Here is a 21,594-nt window from a genome sequence, read left to right on the forward strand (position 1 = left end):
CAACGGCCTGAGTACGGAGCACATGATGACCACATCGAACGACAAGATCGTTCAGGCACTGCGGGCCTCCCTTCAGGAGACCGAGCGGCTGCGCCGGCAGAACCGAAAACTGACCTCCGACTCCCACGAGCCCATCGCCATCGTCGCGATGAGCTGCCGCTTCCCCGGCGGGGTGACCTCGCCCGAGGAACTGTGGCGGCTGGTGGCCGACGGCGGCGACGCGATATCCGGCTTCCCCGCCGACCGCGGCTGGGACCTGGACGCCCTGTATGACCCCGACCCGGACCACGCGGGCACCTGCTACGTACGGCACGGCGGATTCCTCGACGGCGTCGCCGATTTCGACGCCGGGTTCTTCGGCATCTCGCCGCGCGAGGCGCTGATGATGGACCCGCAGCAGCGGCTCCTCCTGGAGACCGCCTGGGAGGCGTTCGAGCGGGCCGGCATCGACCCGGGCGCACTGCGCGGCAGCCGCACCGGAGTCTTCGCCGGCACCAACGGCCAGGACTACGCACGGCTGTCCACCTCCCCGGAGGACTTCGACGGATACCTGGGCACGGGCAACGCCGCCGCCGTCATCTCCGGACGCCTCGCCTACACCTTCGGCTTCGAGGGGCCCGCCGTCACGGTCGACACGGCGTGCTCGTCCTCGCTCGTCGCCCTGCACCTCGCCGCCCAGGCGCTCCGCAAGGACGAATGCTCACTGGCCCTGGTCAGCGGTGTGACGGTGATGTCCACCCCCGGCGCGTTCATGGAGTTCAGCCGGCAGCGCGGGCTGGCCGCCGACGGCCGGTGCAAGCCGTTCTCGGCCGCGGCCGACGGCACGGGCTGGTCCGAGGGCGTCGGCATGTTGCTCGTGGAGCGTCTCTCGGACGCCCGCCGCAACGGCCATCGCGTCCTGGCCGTGGTCCGGGGCAGCGCCGTCAACCAGGACGGCGCCTCCAACGGCCTCACCGCCCCCAGCGGCCCCGCGCAGCAGAAGGTCATCCGCCAGGCACTGGCCAACGCCGGCCTGACCGGGGCGGACGTGGACGCCGTCGAGGCGCACGGCACCGGCACCTCGCTCGGCGACCCGATCGAAGCCCAGGCGCTCCTCGCCACGTACGGCCAGGACCGGCCGGCCGGGCGGCCGCTGCTGCTCGGTGCGCTCAAGTCGAACATCGGCCACACCCAGGCCGCGGCGGGGGTTGCCGGCGTCATCAAGATGGTCATGGCCCTGCACCACGGGGTGCTTCCGGGCACCCTGCACCTCGACGAGCCCTCGCCGCACGTGGACTGGTCGGCGGGCGCCGTCCGGCTGCTGACGGAGCCGGTCGACTGGCCGGAGGGGGAGGGGCCGCGCCGGGCCGGGGTCTCCTCGTTCGGGGTCAGCGGCACCAACGCGCACGTCGTCCTGGAGGAACCCGCCCCCGAACCGGCTCCCGCACCGGCTCCCGAACCCGCTCCCGAAGCGGCGGACGGGGTGGCGGCTCCCGAGCCCGCGGCGCCCGCCCGGACCCCCCTCCTGTGGCCGCTCTCGGCCCGCAGCGCCGAGGCGCTGCCCGAACAGGCCCGGCGACTCCTCGCCTACGTGCGCGAACACCCGCGGACCCCGCCGGCCGACATCGCCCGCGCGCTGGCGACGAAGCGGGCCGGACTGCCGCACCGCGCCGCCGTGGTGGGCCGGGACCGCGACGAACTGCTCACCGCCCTCGCGTCCTTCGCCCGCCACGAGCCGACGGGCCACGTCTTCGACGGCACGGCGGCCCGGAAGAAGAAGGTGGCGTTCCTGTTCTCGGGGCAGGGGAGCCAGCGGCTCGGGATGGGGCGTGAACTCTACGCGACCTTCCCTGTGTTCGCGGAGGCCTTCGACGCCGCCTGCTCCGCACTGGACGCCCACCTCGAACGGCCCGTGCGGGACGTGGTGTTCGGAGCCGACGCAGAGCCGCTGGACCAGACGGGCCAGGCGCAGCCGGCGCTGTTCGCCATCGAAGTGGCCCTGTTCCGGCTGATGGAGTCCTGGGGCGTCCGGCCGGACTTCGTGGCCGGGCATTCGGTGGGCGAGTTCGCCGCCGCGCACGTGGCGGGTGTGTTCTCCCTCGACGACGCGGCGCGGCTCGTGGCGGCGCGCGGCCGGCTGATGCAGGCCCTCCCGACGGGCGGCGTGATGGTGGCCGTGGAGGCCTCGGAGGAAGAGGTACGGGACCTCCTCGCCGGGCAGGAAGACCGTGCGGACATCGCCGCCGTCAACGGCCCGTCGGCCGTGGTGGTGTCGGGCGCCGAGGACACGGTCGCCGCGGTCGCGGGCCGGCTCGCGGCCGACGGCCGCAGGACGAAGGCGCTGACCGTCTCCCACGCCTTCCACTCGCCCCTCATGGACCCGATGCTCGACGACTTCCGCAAGGTCGCCGAGGAGGTGACCTTCTCCGAGCCCGACATCGCGGTGGTGTCCACGGTCACGGGCCGCCCGATGACCACCGCAGAGGCCACCCGTGCCGAGTACTGGGTGCGTCAGGTCCGCCGGGCCGTGCGCTTCGCGGACGCGGTCGGCGCCCTGTCGGACGCCGGCGCGTCGGTGTTCCTGGAGATCGGTCCCGGCGGCGTACTGACGGCCCTGGCCCGGGACCTCCTCGACACCCAGACGGCGGTGACCCTGCCGGTCCTGCGCACGGACCGCCCCGAGGACCTCGCGGTCGCCTCCGCGCTGGCCCGGCTCCACGTCCACGGCATCACCCCCGACTGGAACGCCCTGCTCGGCGCCCCGGGCCCCGTACTCCCCGACCTGCCCACCTACGCGTTCCAGCGCCGCCGGTACTGGCTGGAGGGGACGGCCTTCTCCGCGAAGCGGACCGAAACCGGGGCGGCGGACCCGGTGGAGGCCGGTTTCTGGCAGGCCGTGGAGAGCGCCGACCTCGAAGCGTTCGCGCAGCGGCTCGACCTGGCGGACGACGCACCTCTCAGCGCGGTCCTGCCCGCGCTCACCCTGTGGCGGCGCAGGCACCGCGAACGCTCCACCCTGGACGGCCTGCGCTACCGCACCGTCTGGAAGCCCGCCGCGACCGCGGCCACCGAGATCCGCTTACCCGGCACCTGGCTCGTCGTGCTGCCCGCCGGACACCCGGCGGACGACCCCTGGGCGGCGGCCGCGCTGCGGGCCCTGCGCGACCACGGCGCACGGGTGCGCACCGTACCCGTGGAGCCGGGCACCGTACGGGCGGACCTCGCCGACCTCCTGCGCACCGCGGTGGACGGCGGGACCGTGGCCGGCGTCCTCTCGTTACTCGCCGTCGACGAACGGCCGCACCCCGTCCACACCGCGCTCCCCGAAGGACTCGCCGCGACCCTGGCGCTCGTCCAGGCCCTGGACGACGCCACCCTCGGCGCCCCCCTGTGGTGCGCGACGCGGGGCGCCGTGTCGACGGGTCCCTCCGACCCGCTGCGCAGCCCGCTCCAGGCACAGGTCTGGGCACTCGGCCGCACCGCGGCACTGGAGCACTCCGCCCGCTGGGGCGGAATGCTGGACCTGCCCGACGTACTGGACGACCGCGCCGCACGGCGCTTCGCCGGGGCGCTCGCGGGGGCCCACGCGGCCGAGGACCAGCTGGCGGTCCGGGCCGCGGGAGTCTTCGTACGCAGGCTGCACCGCTCCCCACGGACGGACGCCGGGCCGCACGGCACGACCGCCGGGTGGCAGCCGCGCGGGACCGTGCTCATCACCGGAGGCACCGGAGCCCTGGGCGCGCACGTGGCCCGCTGGCTGGCCGACGCCGGCGCGGCACACCTGGTGCTGACCAGCCGGCGCGGCGCGGCGGCGGCGGGCGCCGAAGCGCTCCGCGCCGAACTGGAGGAACGCGGAGCGCAGGTCACCATCGAGGCCTGCGACATCGCCGACCGGACCGCGGTGGCCCGACTGCTCGACGGACTGCCCGGGGAGCACCCGCTGACCGCCGTCGTGCACGCCGCCGGAGTGGGCACGCCCGGCATGCTGGCCGAGACGACGCCGGAGCGGTTCGCGGACGTCCTCGCCGCCAAGGCGGCCGGTGCCCGCCACCTGGACGACCTGCTCGGCGATCGCCCGCTGGACGCCTTCGTCCTCTTCTCGTCGATCTCCGGAGTGTGGGGCGCGGCCGGGCAAGCGGCGTACGCGGTGGCGAACGGCTCCCTCGACGCCCTCGCCGAGCACCGCCGGGCACGGGGACTCACCGCCACGGCCGTCGCCTGGGGGCCGTGGGCGGGCGGCGGAATGGTCGAGGACGGCGACGCCGAGGAGCGGCTGCGCAAGCGCGGACTGCCCGCCCTCGACCCGGCGTCGGCGCTCGCTGCGCTGCGCGGAACCCTGGACCGCGACGAGACGGCGGTGACGGTCGCCGACGTCGCCTGGGACCGTTTCGCACCCTCCTTCACCCTGCTCCGGCCCAGCCCGCTGATCGGAGAGGTCCCCGAGGCCGCCGCCGCCCTGACGGCAGCCGCAGTGACAGCGGCCGCCGGTTCGGCTCCGGGAGGGGCGGGCCGGGGCGAACAAACCGAGTTCGTCCGCCGGGCCCTCACCCTGACCGCGCCCGAGCGGACCCGCGCGGTCCTCGCACTCGTACGGGGCGAGGCGGCGGCCGTGCTCGGCCACCAGGACACGGACGCGGTCGCCGCCGACCGGGCCTTCCGCGAACTGGGCTTCGACTCCCTGACCGCCGTCGAACTGCGCAACCGGCTCAACAAGGCCACCGGTGTCCACCTCCCGGCCACCCTCGTCTTCGACCACCCGTCCCCGGCCGTGCTCGCCGCACACCTGCTGGGCGAACTGACGGCGGCCGACACCGGGGAGACCGCCGGCGCCCCCCGGCCGCCGGCCGCGGCCCGCACCTGCGGGGACGACGAGCCCGTCGCGATCGTCGCCATGAGCTGCCGCTACCCGGGCGACGTACGCACCCCCGAGGACCTCTGGCGCCTGGTCGCCGACGGCCGCGACGCGATCGGCGGTTTCCCCACGGACCGGGGCTGGGACCTGGAGTCGCTCTACGACCCCGACCCCGACCGGCCCGGCACCACCTACGCCAAGGACGGCGGCTTCCTCTACGACGCCGCCGACTTCGACCCGCAGTTCTTCGGGATCTCGCCCCGCGAGGCCCTCGCCATGGACCCCCAGCAGCGACTCCTCCTGGAGACCTCCTGGGAGGCGTTCGAGCGCGCCGGCTTCGACCCCACCTCGCTACGGGGCACCAGCACGGGCGTCTTCATCGGCTCCGGCTACCAGGACTACGCGGCCCGCCTGCTCAGCGTCCCGCAGGACCTGGAGGGCTACATCGGCACCGGAAGCTCCGGCAGCGTCGTCTCCGGCCGGATCGCCTACTCCCTCGGCCTCGAAGGGCCGACGCTGACGGTGGACACGGCGTGCTCGTCCTCGCTGGTCGCCCTGCACCTCGCCGCCCAGGCCCTGCGGCGAGGCGAGTGCGACCTCGCCCTGGCCGGCGGCGTGACGGTGATGTCGAGCCCCAACGCCTTCATCGAGTTCAGCCGCCAGCGCGGACTGGCCGCCGACGGCCGCTGCAAATCCTTCGCGGCCGCCGCCGACGGGACGGGCTGGGGCGAGGGCGTCGGCCTCCTGCTGGTGGAGCGGCTGTCCGACGCGCGCCGCAACGGCCACCGGGTTCTGGCGGTGGTGCGCGGATCGGCCGTGAACCAGGACGGCGCCTCGAACGGCCTGACCGCGCCCAACGGTCCGGCGCAGCAGCGGGTGATCCGGCAGGCCCTGGCCGACGCCGGACTGGCCGCCGCCGACGTGGACGCGGTGGAGGCCCACGGTACGGGCACCCGGCTCGGCGACCCGATCGAGGCCCAGGCGCTCCTCGCCACGTACGGCCAGGACCGGCCGGGCGACCAGCCCCTGTGGCTCGGCTCGCTGAAGTCGAACATCGGGCACACCCAGGCCGCCGCCGGAGTGGGCGGGATCATCAAGATGGTGCAGGCCATGCACCACGGAGTCCTCCCCGCGACCCTGCACGTGGACGCGCCGACCCCGCACGTCGACTGGGCGGCCGGTTCGGTCCGGCTCCTGACCTCGGCCGTCGACTGGGCCGCCGACGGCGAGCGCACCCGCCGCGCCGGAATCTCCTCCTTCGGCGTGAGCGGCACCAATGCCCACGTCATCATCGAGCAGGCCCCGCCACAGCCCCCGGCCCCCGCCGGGAAGCGCCCCGCGCCGGGCGTCGTCCCGTGGCTCCTCTCGGGAACCAGCCCGGAAGCCCTGAGGGACCAGGCCGAACGCCTCCTCGCCCACATCGAGGGCCACCCGGAACTCGAACCCGTCGACGTGGCCCTGTCGTTGGCGACGACCCGGGCCGCCCTGGAGCACCGGGCGGTGGCGCTCGGCAGCGACCGTGAGGAACTCCTCCCGGCGCTGCGCGCACTGGCGGCGCCCGACACGGCCGGACCGGCGGCCCCGGCACTCCGTGGCACCGCTGCCACGGACCACCGGACGGCGTTCCTGTTCTCGGGGCAGGGGAGTCAGCGGCCGGGGATGGGGCGTGATCTGTACGAGGCCTTCCCGGTGTTCGCGGACGCGTTCGACGCGGTGTGTGCCCATGTGGACCAGCACCTCGAACGTCCCCTGGCGGGTGTGGTGTTCGGCGAGGACGCCGACCTGCTGGACCGGACCGGTTATACGCAGCCGGCGTTGTTCGCGGTCGAGGTGGCGCTGTTCCGGCTCGTGGAGTCCTGGGGTGTCCGGCCGGACCTCCTGGCGGGTCATTCGGTGGGTGAGTTCGCCGCCGCGCACGTGGCGGGTGTGTTCTCGCTCGACGACGCGGCGGCTCTGGTGGCGGCTCGTGGCCGGCTGATGCAGGCCCTCCCGACGGGCGGGGTGATGGTCGCGGTGCAGGCCTCGGAGGAAGAGGTACGGGACCTGCTGGCCGGGTTCGAGGACCGTGCGGGCATCGCCGCGGTCAACGGCCGCTCCGCCGTGGTGGTTTCGGGCGCACAGGACGCCGTCGCGGCGGTCGTCGAACGCCTCGCGGCCGACGGGCGCAAGACGAAGGCGCTCTCCGTGTCCCACGCCTTCCACTCCCCGCTGATGGACCCGATGCTCGACGACTTCCGCACGACCCTGGAAACGGTCACCTTCGACGCCCCGGCCGTGCCGGTCGTCTCCACCCTCACCGGCCGCCCGGTGTCGCCGGAGGAGTTCTGCTCCGTCGAGTACTGGGTGCGCCACGTCCGCGAGGCGGTCCGTTTCGGCGACGCGGTCACCTCCCTCGCCGATCTGGGCGTCCGTACCTTCCTGGAGGTCGGACCCGGCGGTGTCCTGACCGCGATGGCCCAGGACTCCCTGGACGAGCACGCGGTCACCGTCCCCCTCCTGCGGACCGACCGCGCCGAGGCGACGGCCGTCACGACCGCCCTCGCCCACCTCCACGTCCACGGCACGCCCGTCGACTGGACCGCCGTCTTCGCCGGACGCGGCGCCCGGCCCGTAGACCTCCCCACCTACGCCTTCCAGCGCACCCGCTACTGGCTCGACACCCGCCCCGCGGTCGGGGACCTCGCGAGTGCCGGCCTGCGAACGGCGGACCACGCGCTCCTCGGCGCCGCCGTGGGCCTCGCCGACGGCGAGGGCGTCGTCCTCACCGGGCGGCTGTCGCTCGCGTCGCACCCCTGGCTGGCGGAACACCAGGTCATGGGAGCGGTGCTGCTGCCCGGTACGGCGCTGGTCGACCTCGCGATCCGGGCCGCCGACGAGACCGGCTGTGACCGGGTCGACGAACTCACCCTCCAGGCTCCGCTCGTCCTGCCCTCCCGAGGCGGCGTCCAACTCCAGGTCACCGTCGCCGGACCCGACGCCACCGGGCGCCGGCCCGTGCGGGTCCATTCCCGGCAGGACGGTGCGGGTCCCGACGAACCCTGGTCGACGCACGCCGTCGGCGTGCTCGCCACGGAGGCGCCGGCGGCCGCGCCCGTACGGCCCGATCCGGCGGCGGACCTTTCCCAGTGGCCGCCCGCCGGCGCGCGGCCCGTTCCCGCCGAGGGGTACTACGAGCGGCTGACGGAAATCGGCTTCGGCTACGGGCCGGTGTTCCAGGGCCTGCGCGCGGTGTGGCAGCGCGACGGCGAGGTGTTCGCGGAGGTCGCCCTGCCGCAGGACACCCCCGCCGACGGCTTCGGCGTCCACCCGGCGCTGCTCGACTCCGCCCTGCACGCCGTCGGCCTGGGCGGCCTGCTCCCGGACACCGGGCAGGGACGGATCCCGTTCGCGTGGAGCGGCGTACGGCTGGACGCCACCGGTGCCACCGGCCTGCGCGTCCGGCTGACCTCACCCGCCCCGGACACGGTGTCCCTCCTCGTCGCCGACGCCACGGGCCGCCCGGTCGCCTCCGTGGAGTCCCTCGTGCTGCGGGCGGTGACCGCCGACCGGCTGTCCACCGCACGGCAGGCCGAGCACCAGGACACCCTCTACCGGATGGACTGGCCCGCCCTCACCCCGGGAGAAACCGGACCCACCACGGACATCACCCGGGTCGAGGACCACGAGGGTCTCCTCGCACTCCTGGCCGCCCCCGGCGCCGCGGACGGACTCCCGCACACCGTCCTGATGCCCGCCCCGCGCGCCACCGGCGACGGTACGGCGCAGGACGTACGGGAGGTGACCCGGCAGGGCCTCGAAGCGCTGCGGACCTGGCTCGGCGACGACCGGACCGCGCACGCCCGGCTGGTCCTCCTCACCCGGGGGGCCGTCGCCCCCACACCCGGCGCCACGGTCACCGACCCGGCCCAGAGCGCCCTCTGGGGCCTCGTACGGTCCGCCCAGTCGGAGAATCCCGCACGCCTGGTCCTCGTCGACACGGACGACCCCGACGGCCACGGCCCGTCCGGCCGGGCCCTGCCCGCCGCGCTCGCCACCGGCGAACCCCAGTTCGCGCTGCGCGACGGCGCCGCGTACGTCCCCCGGCTCGCCCGCCGGTCACCCGGCGACAGCCTCCGGCCCGCTCCCGGAGCCACCGCCTGGCGCCTGACCACGGGGGCCACCGGCGCCACCGGCACCCTCGACGACCTCGCCCTGACGGAGAACCCCGCGGCCACCGCCCCGCTCGGCCGGGGCCAGGTCCGGATCGCCGTGCGCGCGGCGGGCGTCAACTTCCGCGACGCCCTCATCGCACTCGGCATGTATCCGGGGGCCGCCAGCCTGGGCAGCGAGGCCGCGGGCGTCGTCTGCGAGACCGGCCCCGGGGTCACCGCACTGGCGGTGGGGGACCGGGTGTTCGGCATGGTCCCCGAGGCGTTCGGCCCGCTCGCCGTCGCCGACCACCGGATGGTGGCGCGGATCCCGCACGGCTGGACGTTCACCGAGGCCGCGTCGGTGCCGATCGTCTTCCTGACCGCCTACTACGCCCTCGTCGACCTGGCCGGCCTGCGGGCCGGGCAGACCCTGCTGGTGCACTCCGCGGCGGGCGGCGTCGGCATGGCCGCGACCCAGCTGGCCCGGCACCTCGGCGCCGAGGTGTACGGCACCGCGAGCCCCGGCAAATGGGCCGCCCTGCGGGCGGACGGCCTCGACGAGGAGCACCTCGCCTCGTCCCGCGACCTGGGCTTCGAGCAGCGGTTCCTGACCGCCACCGGCGGCCGTGGTGTGGACGTCGTCCTCAACTCCCTCGCCGGGGAATACGTGGACGCCTCCCTGCGCACGCTGACCGACGGCGGCCGCTTCCTGGAGATGGGCAAGACGGACGTCCGTGACCCCGCGCGGGTCGCGGCCGGACACCGAGGCGCCGCGTACACCGCCTTCGACACCATCGAGGCCGGACCCGAACGCATCGGCGCCATGCTCCGCGAACTGGTGGCGCTGTTCGAAACCGGGGCGCTGCGCCCGCTCCCCGTCACCTGCTGGGACGTACGCCGGGCACCCGACGCGCTGCGCCACCTCAGCCAGGCCCGGCACGTCGGCAAGCTCGTCCTCACCGTCCCCGCCGCACCCGACCCCTCCGGCACCGTACTCGTCACCGGCGCCACCGGTGCCCTCGGCGGGCTGGTGGCCCGCCACCTGGTGGACCGCCACGGCGCACGCCACCTGCTGCTCGCCGGCCGGCGCGGGCCGGCCGCCGAGGGAGCGGCCGCCCTGCGCGACGACCTGCTCGCGCGGGGCGCCGAGACCGTCACGGTGGCCGCCTGTGACGCCGCCGACCGCGACGCGCTCGCCGCACTGCTGGCCGGGATCCCCGCCGACCGGCCGCTGACCGCGGTGATCCACGCGGCCGGGGTGCTCGACGACGGCCTGGTCGCCACGCTCACCGCGGACCGGCTGGACGCCGTACTGCGCCCCAAGGTGGACGCCGCGCTCAACCTCCACGAGCTGACCCGGGGCCTGGACCTGTCGGAGTTCGTCCTGTTCTCCTCCGTCGCCGCGACCCTGGGCAGCGCCGGGCAGGGCAACTACGCCGCGGCCAACGCGTTCCTGGACGCGTTCGCCCAGCGCCGGGCGGCGGCCGGCCTGCCCGCCACCGCCCTGGCCTGGGGCCCGTGGGCCGACAGCGGCATGGCCTCCGGGATGGACGAGCGAGGACGCGGGCGGATGGCCCGTTCCGGACTGGTGTCCTTCCGCGCCGAGGAGGGCCTGGCGCTCTTCGACGCGGCCAGGACCGGCGAACACGCCGTCGCGGTGCCGGTCCGCTTCGACACCACCGCGCCCACCGCCGGCCCGGATTCCGCGAGGGAGGTCCCGGCGGTCCTGCGCGGCCTGGTCCGCCGGGCCGCCCGGCGCACCGCCCGGGAGGCCGTGGCGGCCGACGGAGCCGCCGCGCTGCGCGAGAGGCTCGGCGCCCTGTCCGAGCCCGAACGGGACGGCGTCCTCCTCGACCTGGTGCGCACCCAGGTGGCGGCGGTGCTCGGCATCGGCGGCCCGCGCGACGTCGACCGCAACCGGGAGTTCAAGCAGCTCGGCTTCGACTCGCTCACCTCGGTGGAGCTGCGCAACCGGCTGGGCGCCGCCACCGGACTCCGGCTGCCGGCCACCCTCGTGTTCGACAACCCGACGCCCGCCGCCCTCGCCGAGCGGATCCGGCTCGACCTCGTACCCGACCGGGCACCCGCCCCGTCGGCCCTCGCGGTCTTCGGCGAACTCGAGCGGTTCGAGACGGCCCTCGCCGCCGTCGGAGCCGACGACGACCTGGTCCGGTCCCGGATCCGGGCCCGCCTGCACGGCGTGCTCGCAGCACTCGGCGACGGCGGCGCGGCCGACGGGGCAGCCGGCGGCACCCCGCCCGACGAGGCGTCCGACGAGCGGCTGCGCAGCGCCACCGTCGACGACATCTTCGCGCTCATCGACCAGGAGCTCGACGGCGCCTGAGCACCCGGACCACCACGGTGCACACCTTCGCGGCCCGCACCACCGCACCACTCCACTGACACTTCCCGGCGGGTGAACCACACATGCAGAACCAGCACGACGCCCTCAGCGGCCAGAACGAGAACGAACAGAAACTGCTGGACTACCTCAAGCGGGTGACGGCGGACCTCAAGCAGACACGGCGCCGTCTCCACGAGGTGGAGGCCAAGGACCAGGAGCCGATCGCCATCGTGGCGATGAGCTGCCGCTACCCCGGGCAGGTGGACAGCCCCGAAGCGCTCTGGCGGCTGGTCGAGAGCGGCTCGGACGCCGTCACCGGCTTCCCCGCCGACCGGGGCTGGGACCTCGAAGGGCTGTACGACCCGGACCCGGGCAAGCCCGGGAAGTGCTACACCCGCGAGGGCGGGTTCCTGCACGACGCGGGCCGCTTCGACCCCGGCTTCTTCGGCATGTCACCCCGCGAGGCCCTCGCCACCGACCCGCAGCAGCGGCTGCTCCTCGAAGTGGCCTGGGAGGCGTTCGAGCGGGCCGGCATCGCCCCCACCTCCGTCAAGGGATCCCGCACCGGCGTCTTCGTCGGCCTCGCCTACCAGGGCTACGCGGGCAGCGGCGACACCCGGGAAGAGCTGGAGGGCTTCCTGCTCACCGGCACCGCCCCCAGCGTCGCGTCCGGCCGGGTGTCCTACACCTTCGGCCTCGAAGGCCCCGCGGTGACGGTGGACACCGCGTGCTCCTCCTCGCTGGTGGCCCTGCACCTGGCGGTCCAGGCCCTGCGGCAGGGCGAGTGCACGATGGCCCTCGCGGGCGGGGCCGCCGTCATGGCCGCCACCGGCATGTTCACGGAGTTCAGCCGTCAGCAGGGCCTCGCCGTGGACGGCCGCTGCAAGTCCTTCGCCGCCGAGGCCGACGGAACGGGCTGGGGCGAGGGCGTGGGGATGCTGTTGGTGGAGCGTCTGTCGGATGCCCGGCGCAATGGGCATCCGGTGTTGGCGGTGGTGCGGGGCAGCGCGGTGAATCAGGACGGTGCTTCGAATGGTCTGACGGCTCCGAACGGTCCGGCGCAGCAGCGGGTGATCGAGCAGGCGTTGGCGGGTGCGGGGTTGTCGGCGGGCGATGTGGACGTGGTGGAGGCGCACGGTACGGGGACGCGGTTGGGTGATCCGATCGAGGCGCAGGCGCTGCTGGCCACGTACGGGCGGGGGCGCTCGGCCGAACGGCCGTTGTGGCTGGGGTCGCTGAAGTCGAACATCGGGCACACGCAGGCGGCGGCCGGGGTGGGCGGGGTCATCAAGATGGTCGAGGCGATGCGGCACGGGGTCCTGCCGAAGACCCTGCACGCCGAGGAGCCCTCGCCGCACGTGGACTGGTCCGAGGGAACCGTCCGCCTGCTCACCGAACCCGTCGCATGGGGCGAGAACGGCCGCCTGCGCCGGGCCGCCGTGTCCTCCTTCGGCGTGAGCGGGACCAACGCCCACACCATCATCGAACAGGCCCCGCCGGCACCCGACGCCGAAGAGGACCCCTCGGGCCGGGACCGGACCCAACCGCCCGGCGGCCCCACGCCCGTGGCGTGGACCCTCTCCGGACGCAACGGTGCGGCCCTGCGCGAGCAGGCGGAGCGGCTGCTGGCGCACGTCCTCGGCCTCGGCGACGTCAGCCCGGTCGACGTGGCCCATTCCCTGGCGACCTCGCGAGCCGCACTGGAACACCGAGCCGCCGTGGTCGGAACGGACCTGCCCGGACTCGTCGCCGGTGTGAAGGCCGTGGCCGAAGGGACCTCCGCCGCACAGGTGGTCGAGGGGATCGGCGGCCGCGACGGCGAAACCGCGTTCCTCTTCTCGGGGCAGGGCAGCCAGCGGCTCGGCATGGGAAGCGAACTGCACGCCTCCTTTCCCGTGTTCGCCGACGCCTTCGACGCGGTCTGCTCCGCGCTGGACCGGCACCTCGAACGCCCCCTGAGGAGCGTCGTGTTCGGCAAGGACCCCGAACTGCTGGACCGGACCGGATACGCGCAGCCCGCCCTGTTCGCGGTCGAGGTGGCGCTGTTCCGGCTGGTGGAGTCCTGGGGCGTCCGGCCGGACTTCCTGGCCGGGCACTCGGTGGGTGAGTTCGCGGCGGCGCACGTGGCGGGTGTGCTCTCGCTCGAAGACGCGGCGGCTCTGGTCGCGGCGCGCGGCCGGCTGATGCAGGCCCTCCCGGCCGGCGGGGTGATGGTGGCGGTGGAGGCCTCGGAGGCCGAGGTACGGGACCTGCTGTCCGGGTTCGAGGGCCGCGCGGGCATCGCCGCCGTCAACGGCCCGTCGTCCGTGGTGGTTTCGGGTGCCGAGGACGCGGTCGCGGCGGTCGTGGACCGTCTCGCGGCCGACGGCCGCAAGTCCAAGGCGCTCTCCGTGTCCCACGCCTTCCACTCCCCGCTGATGGACCCGGTGCTCGACGAGTTCCGAGCGACCCTGGAAACGGTCTCCTTCGAAACCCCGCGCGTGCCGGTCGTCTCCACCCTCACCGGCGGTCCGGTATCGGCGGAGGAGTTCTGCTCCGTCGACTACTGGGTGCGCCACGTCCGTGAGGCCGTCCGCTTCGCGGACGCCGTCACCGCCCTCGCCGGCGAAGGCGTCGCCACCTTCCTGGAGATCGGACCGGGCGGTGTTCTGACCGCCATGGCCCAGGCCGTCCTCGACGACGACGAAGCAGCCGCCATCCCCGTACTGCGTGCCGACCGGGCCGAGGGCCAGGCCGTCACCACCGCCCTCGCCCACCTCCACGTCCGCGGCACGCCCGTCGACTGGACGGCCGTCCTCGCCGGACAGGGCGCCCGGCACGTAGACCTGCCCACGTACGCCTTCCAGCGCGAGCACTACTGGCTCGAAGCGGCCCCGGCCGCCGGTGGCCGCCGTACCACGGTCGAGGAATGGCAGTACGACGTCACCTGGAAGCGGCTGACGGACCTTTCGGCCGGTCCGGCCACCGACCCCGCGGCCGATCGGGCGGCCGCGACCCCTGACGGGCACTGGCTGCTGGTCCTGCCCGCCGGCGGCCCGGACCACGACAGCGGCGCCGAAGCCCTCGGAGCCGGACTCCGGGACGTGCTCGCCGCACAGGGCTGCCCCGTCACCTCCCTCACCGTCGACGGCGCGGAGGACCGGGAGACGCTCACCGCACGCCTGCGCGAAGCCACGGACACCACGCCGCCGCGCACCGTCGTCTCGTTGCTCGCACTGGACGAGCGCCCCGTCGAAGGCCTGTCCGCCCTGGCCGGCGGCGTCGCCGCCACCCTGACCCTGATCCAGGCGCTGGGCGACGCGGGCGTCGAGGCGCCGCTGTGGTGCGCCACGCGCGGCGCGGTGTCCACCTCGCCCGACGACCACCCGGTGACGGCCCCCGGCCAGGCCCAGGTCTGGGGACTCGGCCGGGTGGCCGCGCTGGAGCACCCCGGCCGGTGGGGCGGTCTCGTCGACCTGCCCCCGGACCGCGAAGGACCCGTACCGGCCCGGATCGTGGCCGCCCTCGCCGCCGGCGGCCCGGAAGACCAGCTCGCCGTCCGCGCCGATGGGGTGTTCGCCCGCCGGCTCGCCCGCGCCGGCCGGGCCGGCGCCCAGCCGGCCGGGGAGTGGCGCCCCCGCGGAACCGTGCTCATCACCGGCGGGACCGGCGCGCTCGGCGGGCACGTCGCCCGGCTGCTCGCCGCCCGCGGCGCCGAACACCTGGTGCTGACCAGCCGACGCGGCCCCGGGGCCCCCGGCGCCGAGGAACTGCGCGCCGAACTGGAGTCGCTGGGTACTCGCGTGACCCTGGCCGCCTGCGACGTGTCGGACCGCGACGCGCTGTCCCGGCTGCTCACCGAACTGACGGACACGGCGGGCACGGCCGGCCCCCTCACCGCGGTGGTGCACACGGCGGGCGTGGACACCTCCGCCCTGCTGGCCGACACCGACCCGGCCGCCTTCGCCGCCGTCCTGGCCGCCAAGGCCGCGGCCGCCGTCCACCTCGACGAGCTCCTCGACACACTGCCCGGCGGCCCCGCCGAACTCGACGCGTTCGTCCTGTTCTCCTCCATCGCCGGAGTGTGGGGCGCGGGAGGCCAGGCCGCGTACAGCGCCGCCAACGCCCACCTGGACGCGCTCGCCGCAGCCCGCCGGGCCCGGGGCCTGCCGGCCACCGCCCTGGCCTGGGGACCCTGGGCCGACGCGGGCATGGCCGCCGGCCCCGGGATCGCCGAGAACCTGCGCCGGCGCGGCCTCGCCCCCCTGGCGGCCGAATCCGCCCTCACCGTGCTGGAGCGCGCGGTCGCCCGGAACGCGACCGCCGTGACCGTCGCCGACGTGGACTGGGCGCGCTTCGCCCCCACCTTCACGGTCGGCCGCCCCAGCCCCCTGCTCGCAGACCTGCCCGAAGTCCGCGAGGCCGTCTCCGTACGCGCGGGCCACCCCGACGGGGCGGAAGACACCGCCGGCGCCCTGCGCCGGGCCCTGGACCGGGTGGACCCGGCCGAACGCGACCGCACCCTCGTGGAACTCGTACGGGCCGAGGCCGCGGCCGTGCTCGGACACCCGGGCCCCGAGGCCGTCGAACCCGGCCGGGCCTTCCGCGACCTCGGCTTCGACTCGCTGACCGCCGTCGAGCTGCGCAACCGCCTCGTCAAGGCCACCGGACTGCGGCTGCCCACCACCATGGTGTTCGACTACCCGTCGGCGCTCGACCTCGCCGGCGCGCTCCTCGTCGAACTCCTGGGTACCGCCGACGCCCCCGGGAGCGCCGCCGTCCCCGTGCGCGCCGACGACGAGCCGATCGCCATCGTCGCCATGAGCTGCCGCTACCCGGGCGGGGTCCGCTCGCCCGAAGAGCTGTGGCGGCTGGTGGACGAGGGCACGGACGCCATGTCGGTCTTCCCCGACGACCGCGGCTGGGACCTGGACACCCTCTACCACCCGGACCCCGACCACCCGGGCACCACCTACGCCCGCGCCGGCGGCTTCCTCTACGACCTCGCCGACTTCGACGCCGCCTTCTTCGGCATCTCGCCGCGCGAGGCGACCGCCATGGACCCCCAGCAGCGACTGCTCCTGGAGACGTCCTGGGAGGCCTTCGAGCGGGCCGGCATCGATCCGGCGAGCGTGCGCGGCAGCCGCACCGGAGTGTTCGTCGGCTCCGGGTACCAGGACTACGTCCGGCGCGGCCTCGCCGTCCCCGAAGACGTCGAGGGCTACCTGGGCACCGGCAACGCCGCCAGCGTCGCCTCCGGGAGGATCGCCTACACCCTCGGCCTCGAAGGACCGGCCGTCACCGTCGACACGGCCTGCTCGTCCTCCCTGGTGGCCCTCCACATGGCGGCCCAGGCCCTGCGCCAGGGCGAGTGCGAACTCGCCCTGGCGGGCGGGGTGACGGTCATGTCCAGCTCCGGCGCGTTCGTCGAGTTCAGCCGCCAGCGCGCCCTCTCCGCCGACGGCCGCTGCAAGGCGTACTCCGCCGACGCAGACGGCACGGGCTGGGGCGAGGGCGTCGGCATGCTGCTGGTGGAGCGGCTGTCCGACGCCCGCCGCAACGGACACCGCGTCCTGGCCGTCGTCCGGGGTTCGGCGATCAATCAGGACGGAGCCTCCAACGGCCTCACCGCCCCCAGCGGCCGCGCCCAGCAACTCGTCATCCGCCAGGCCCTCGCCAACGCCGGACTGTCCACCGCCGACGTCGACGCCGTCGAGGGGCACGGCACGGGCACCCGGCTCGGAGACCCCATCGAAGCCTCGGCGCTGCTCGCCACGTACGGCCGGGACCGCCCCGCGGACCGGCCGCTGTGGCTGGGCTCCCTCAAGTCCAACATCGGACACACCCAGGCCGCCGCCGGAGCGGGCGGCATCATCAAGATGGTGCAGGCCCTGCGGCACGGAACGCTCCCCAGGACCCTGCACGCCGAGGAGCCGACCCCGCACGTCGACTGGAGCGCCGGCGCCGTCCGGCTGCTGACCGAGCCCGTCGCCTGGGCCCCCGCCGAGCGCCGCCCCCGGCGGGCCGCGGTCTCCTCCTTCGGGATGAGCGGGACCAACGCCCACGTCATCATCGAGGAAGCACCGGAAGCACCGGAAGCACCGGAAGCACCGGAAGCACCGGAAGCCCCCGAGGCGCCGCGGACGGTTCCCCGGCCCCCGGCCGGAGCGGCGGCCGTACCCCTGACGCTGTCCGCCCGCACGGGAGCGGCACTGGAACAGCAGGCCGGACGCCTCGCCGCGCTGCTGCGCGAGGACGGCACCCGGCCGCGCGACATCGGATACGCCCTCGCCACCACCCGCACCCTCTTCGACGAACGCGCCGTCGCGGTCGGCGAGGACCGCGACGAACTGGTCGCGGCCCTGGAGTCGATCGCCTCCGGCGGCTCCCACGAGTTCGCGGTCCGCGGCTCCGCCGGATCCCCCGCCCAGCCGGTGTTCGTCTTCCCCGGCCAGGGATCCCAGTGGGCGGGCATGGCCATCGAGCTCCTCGACACCTCTCCCGTCTTCCGCGACCGGATCACCGCCTGCGGCGAAGCGCTCGCACCGTACGTGGACTGGTCGCTCGACGACGTCCTGCGGGGCGCCGACGGAGCCCCCGCGCTGGACGGCCCCGAGGTGATCCAGCCGGTGCTGTGGGCGGTCATGGTGGCCCTCGCCGAACTGTGGAGTGCGTGCGGGGTCCGCCCGGCCGCCGTCGTCGGCCACTCGCAGGGCGAGATAGCGGCCGCCGTCGTCGCCGGCGCACTGACCCTGGAGGACGGCGCCCGGCTCGTGGCCCGCCGCAGCGCCCTGCTCGCCCGGCTGGCCGGACGCGGCGGCATGGTCTCGGTCCCGCGCTCCGAGGCCGAGGTCACCGGCCGCCTCGCCCCCTGGGAGGACCGCCTCGCCGTGGCCGCCGTCAACGGACCGCGCACCGTGGTCGTCGCCGGCGACCCGGACGCGCTGGCCGAACTCGTCGACGCCTGCGCGGCCGACGGGATACAGGCCAAGCGCGTCAGGGTGGACCTGGCCTCGCACTGCGCCCAGGTCGAGGAGGTGCGGGACGACCTGGCCGCGGAACTCGCCCCGCTCGTCCCGAGCACCCCGGAGATCCCGTTCTGCTCGACCGTGACGGGCGACATGCTGGACACCGCTCCCGATGCCGCGTACTGGTACGGCAACCTGCGCCGGACCGTACGCTTCGAGCAGGCGGTCCGGCGTCTGCGCGCGGACGGACACCGCGTCTTCATCGAGATCAGCCCGCACCCGGTGCTGGTGTACGGACTCCAGGACACCCTCGACGACGCCCGTACCGACGGCCCCGCCGAAGCCGTCGTGCCGACCCTGACCCGCTCCGCGGGCGGCGCCCGGCGCTTCCTCGCCTCCCTGGGCGAGGCGCACGCGCACGGCGTCCCGGTCGACTGGACCGCGGTGTTCGGCGCCCCCGCGGGCACCCCGGCCGAACTGCCCACCTACCCCTTCCAGCGACAGCGGTACTGGCTCGACGCGCCCGACACCGCGGCACAGACGGCACCGGCGCCGCAGTCCGCCGCGGACGCCGAGTTCTGGGCGGCCGTGGAACGCGAGGACCTGACCTCCCTCGCCGAGGAGCTGCGCTTCGACGAGGACACCACCCTCGCCACCGCGCTCCCGGCACTGCGCGCCTGGCACCGCGGCCGCCGCGACGAGGCCGCGACCCGGGCCTGGCGCTACCGGATCGGCTGGAAGCCGGTCCCCGACACGGCCCCGCCCGCCCTCACCGGACGCTGGCTCGCGCTCGTCCCCCGGGACCGGCTCGAAGACCCCGCCGTGCAGCTGGCGCTCGACTCCCTCGCCGCACACGGCGCCGACACCGTCCGGCTGGCCGTCACCGGCGACGAGGACCGCCACACCCTCGCCGACACGCTGCGGGAAGCGGGCGCCGGCGCACGAGGGGTCCTGTCCCTGCTCGCCCTCGCGGACCAGGCCCACCCCGGCCACCCGGCCGTCCCGCTAGGCCTCGCCACCACCCTGCTCCTCGTACAGGCGCTCGGCGACGCCGACGTCGACGCGCCCCTGTGGTGCGTGACCCGGGGCGCCGTGTCCACCGGGCCCGCCGACCCCCTCCGCGCCGTACCCCAGGCGACGGTGGCGGCGCTGGGCCGGGTCGTGGCCCTGGAACACCCCGGACGCTGGGGCGGCCTCGTGGACCTGCCCGCCGACGTACGGGCCACGGACACGGGCACCGGACGCCGGCTGGCCGCCGCCCTCGGCGGAGCCACCGGAGAGGACCAGATCGCCGTCCGCGCCGACGGCGCCCACGCCCGCCGGATGCTCCGCGCCACCGGCACCGACACCCCCGCCGGGCCCGGCTGGCAGCCGCGCGGCACCGTACTGGTCACCGGCGGCACCGGCTTCATCGGGAGCCGCGTCGCCCACTGGCTGGCGACCGCCGGCGCCGAGCACCTGGTGCTGACCAGCCGTCGCGGCCCCGCGGCCGACGGCGCCGACGAGCTGCGCGCCGAACTGGAGGCACTGGGCGCCCGCGTGACGCTCGCCGCCTGCGACATGGCCGACCGGACGGCGGTGTCCGCCCTCCTGGACTCGCTCGCCGACCTGCCGCCGCTCAGCGCCGTGGTCCACGCCGCCGGCATCGGCACGCCCGCCCTGCTCGCCGACACCACCGTGGCCGAGGCCGCCGACGTGCTGGGTGCCAAGGCCGCCGGCGCGGCCCACCTCGACGCGCTGCTGGGCGACCGCGAACTGGACGCCTTCGTCCTGTTCTCCTCAGGCGCCGCCGCCTGGGGAAGCGGCGCCCAGTCCGCCTACGCGGCGGCGAACGCCTCCCTCGACGCCCTCGCCGAACACCGGCGGGCGCGCGGCCTGACCGCCACCTCCATCGCCTGGGGCGCCTGGGGCGGCGGCGGCATGGTCGACCGGGCCGCCGAGGAACGGCTGAGGCTGCGCGGCCTGGACCCGATGGACCCCGCACTCGCCGTACTGGCCCTGCGCCGCGCGGTCGAACACGGGGACACCTCGGTGATCGTCGCCGACGTGGACTGGAAGCGCTTCCTGCCCGGGTTCACCGCCGCCCGGCCGAGCCCGCTGCTCGGCGGCCTGCCCGAGGTGGCCCGCCTGCTGGCCGCCGAGGAGACCGGCGCGGACGCGGGGTCCGACGGCGAACCCCTCCTCGTACGCCGGCTGACGGGCCTGCCCGCCACCGAACGCGACGCGGCCGCGCTGGAATTCGTACGCTCCGAGGCCGCGGCCGTACTCGGCCACCCGTCCGCCGACGCCGTACGGGAACGGCACGTCTTCCTGGAACTCGGTTTCGACTCGCTGACCGCCGTCCGCCTCGCGAAGCGGCTCGGCCGGGCCACGGGCCTCAAACTGCCCAGCACCCTGGTCTTCGACCACCCCACCCCCGCGGCGGTGACCACCCGGCTCCTGGCCCTCCTGGCGGAGGCCTCCGGCGGGTCCCGCGGAGCCGGACCGGCCGCGCGCGACGAGCAGGACGACCTGCTCGTCGGCCTCTACCGCCGGGCCGGTGAACTGGGCAGGCTCTCCGAGGGCATCGGGATGCTCACCGCCGCGGCCCGGCTGCGACCGGTCTTCGACGCCGAGTCGGCCGCCGACCACGGTCCGGTCCCGGTCCGGCTGGCACACGGGGACGAAGGGCCGCAGCTGATCTGCTTCGGCCCGTACATGGCCCCCTCCGGGGTCCACCAGTACGCCCGCTTCGCGGCCGCGTTCGGCGGCCGGCGCACCGTCTGGGCCCTGCCCGAGCCGGGCTTCGGCCCGGGGGAGGCGCTGCCGCGGGACGTAGCCGCCCTCGTCGAGGTGCACGTCCGGGCCGTCGCCGACTGCGCGGGCGAGGAGCCCGTGGTGCTCGTCGGCTACTCCTCGGGGGGCTGGGTCGCGCACGCCGTGGCCTGCCGGCTGGAGGAGCTGGGCCGGCCCGTCGAAGGCATCGTGATGCTGGACAGCTTCACCCGCGACCAGGGCATGGCCGACCGTTTCCAGTCGGCGGTGGTACGGGAACAGTCGGAGCGCTTCGACTTCATCTCCGCACCCGGTACCCAGCTCACCGCGATGGGCGGCTACCTCGCCCTCTTCGAGGACTGGGACGCCCCGGTGGCGAAGGCGCCCACGCTGGTCGTCCGCGCCGAGGACCGCGTGGCGGACGGCGAGGAAGGGACCGACGACCGGCCGCCCGCGCCCGGACACGCCCAGCAGGTCACCGAAGTACCCGGCGACCACTACACGCTGATGGAACGGCACGCACCGTCCACGGCGACCGCGGTCGACGAATGGGTCCTCAAGCTGTCCTGACCCTCCACCGCCCGCACC

The 21,594-nt window shown here is 75.4% G+C and carries 2 protein-coding genes; both read left to right on the plus strand.

What is annotated here, in order from left to right; genetic code table 11:
* Positions 1-25 precede the first annotated feature (25 nt).
* Entirely contained in the window at positions 26-11,305 is an 11,280-nt protein-coding gene (locus ACZ5D2_RS34370; RefSeq protein WP_468934890.1) for a type I polyketide synthase, read from the plus strand.
* Positions 11,306-11,388: 83 nt separating this feature from the next.
* On the plus strand, positions 11,389-21,576 hold the full coding sequence (locus tag ACZ5D2_RS34375) for a type I polyketide synthase (protein WP_468934893.1): 10,188 nt from the start codon (positions 11,389-11,391) through the stop codon (positions 21,574-21,576).
* Positions 21,577-21,594 lie beyond the last annotated feature (18 nt).

Source organism: Streptomyces sp. NPDC031479, from assembly GCF_055581065.1.

Bases quoted from the DNA above. Each gene is read 5' to 3' on its own strand.
- ACZ5D2_RS34370 (WP_468934890.1), top strand. From the start codon at position 26: ATGACCACATCGAACGACAAGATCGTTCAGGCACTGCGGGCCTCCCTT.
- ACZ5D2_RS34375 (WP_468934893.1), top strand. From the start codon at position 11,389: ATGCAGAACCAGCACGACGCCCTCAGCGGCCAGAACGAGAACGAACAG.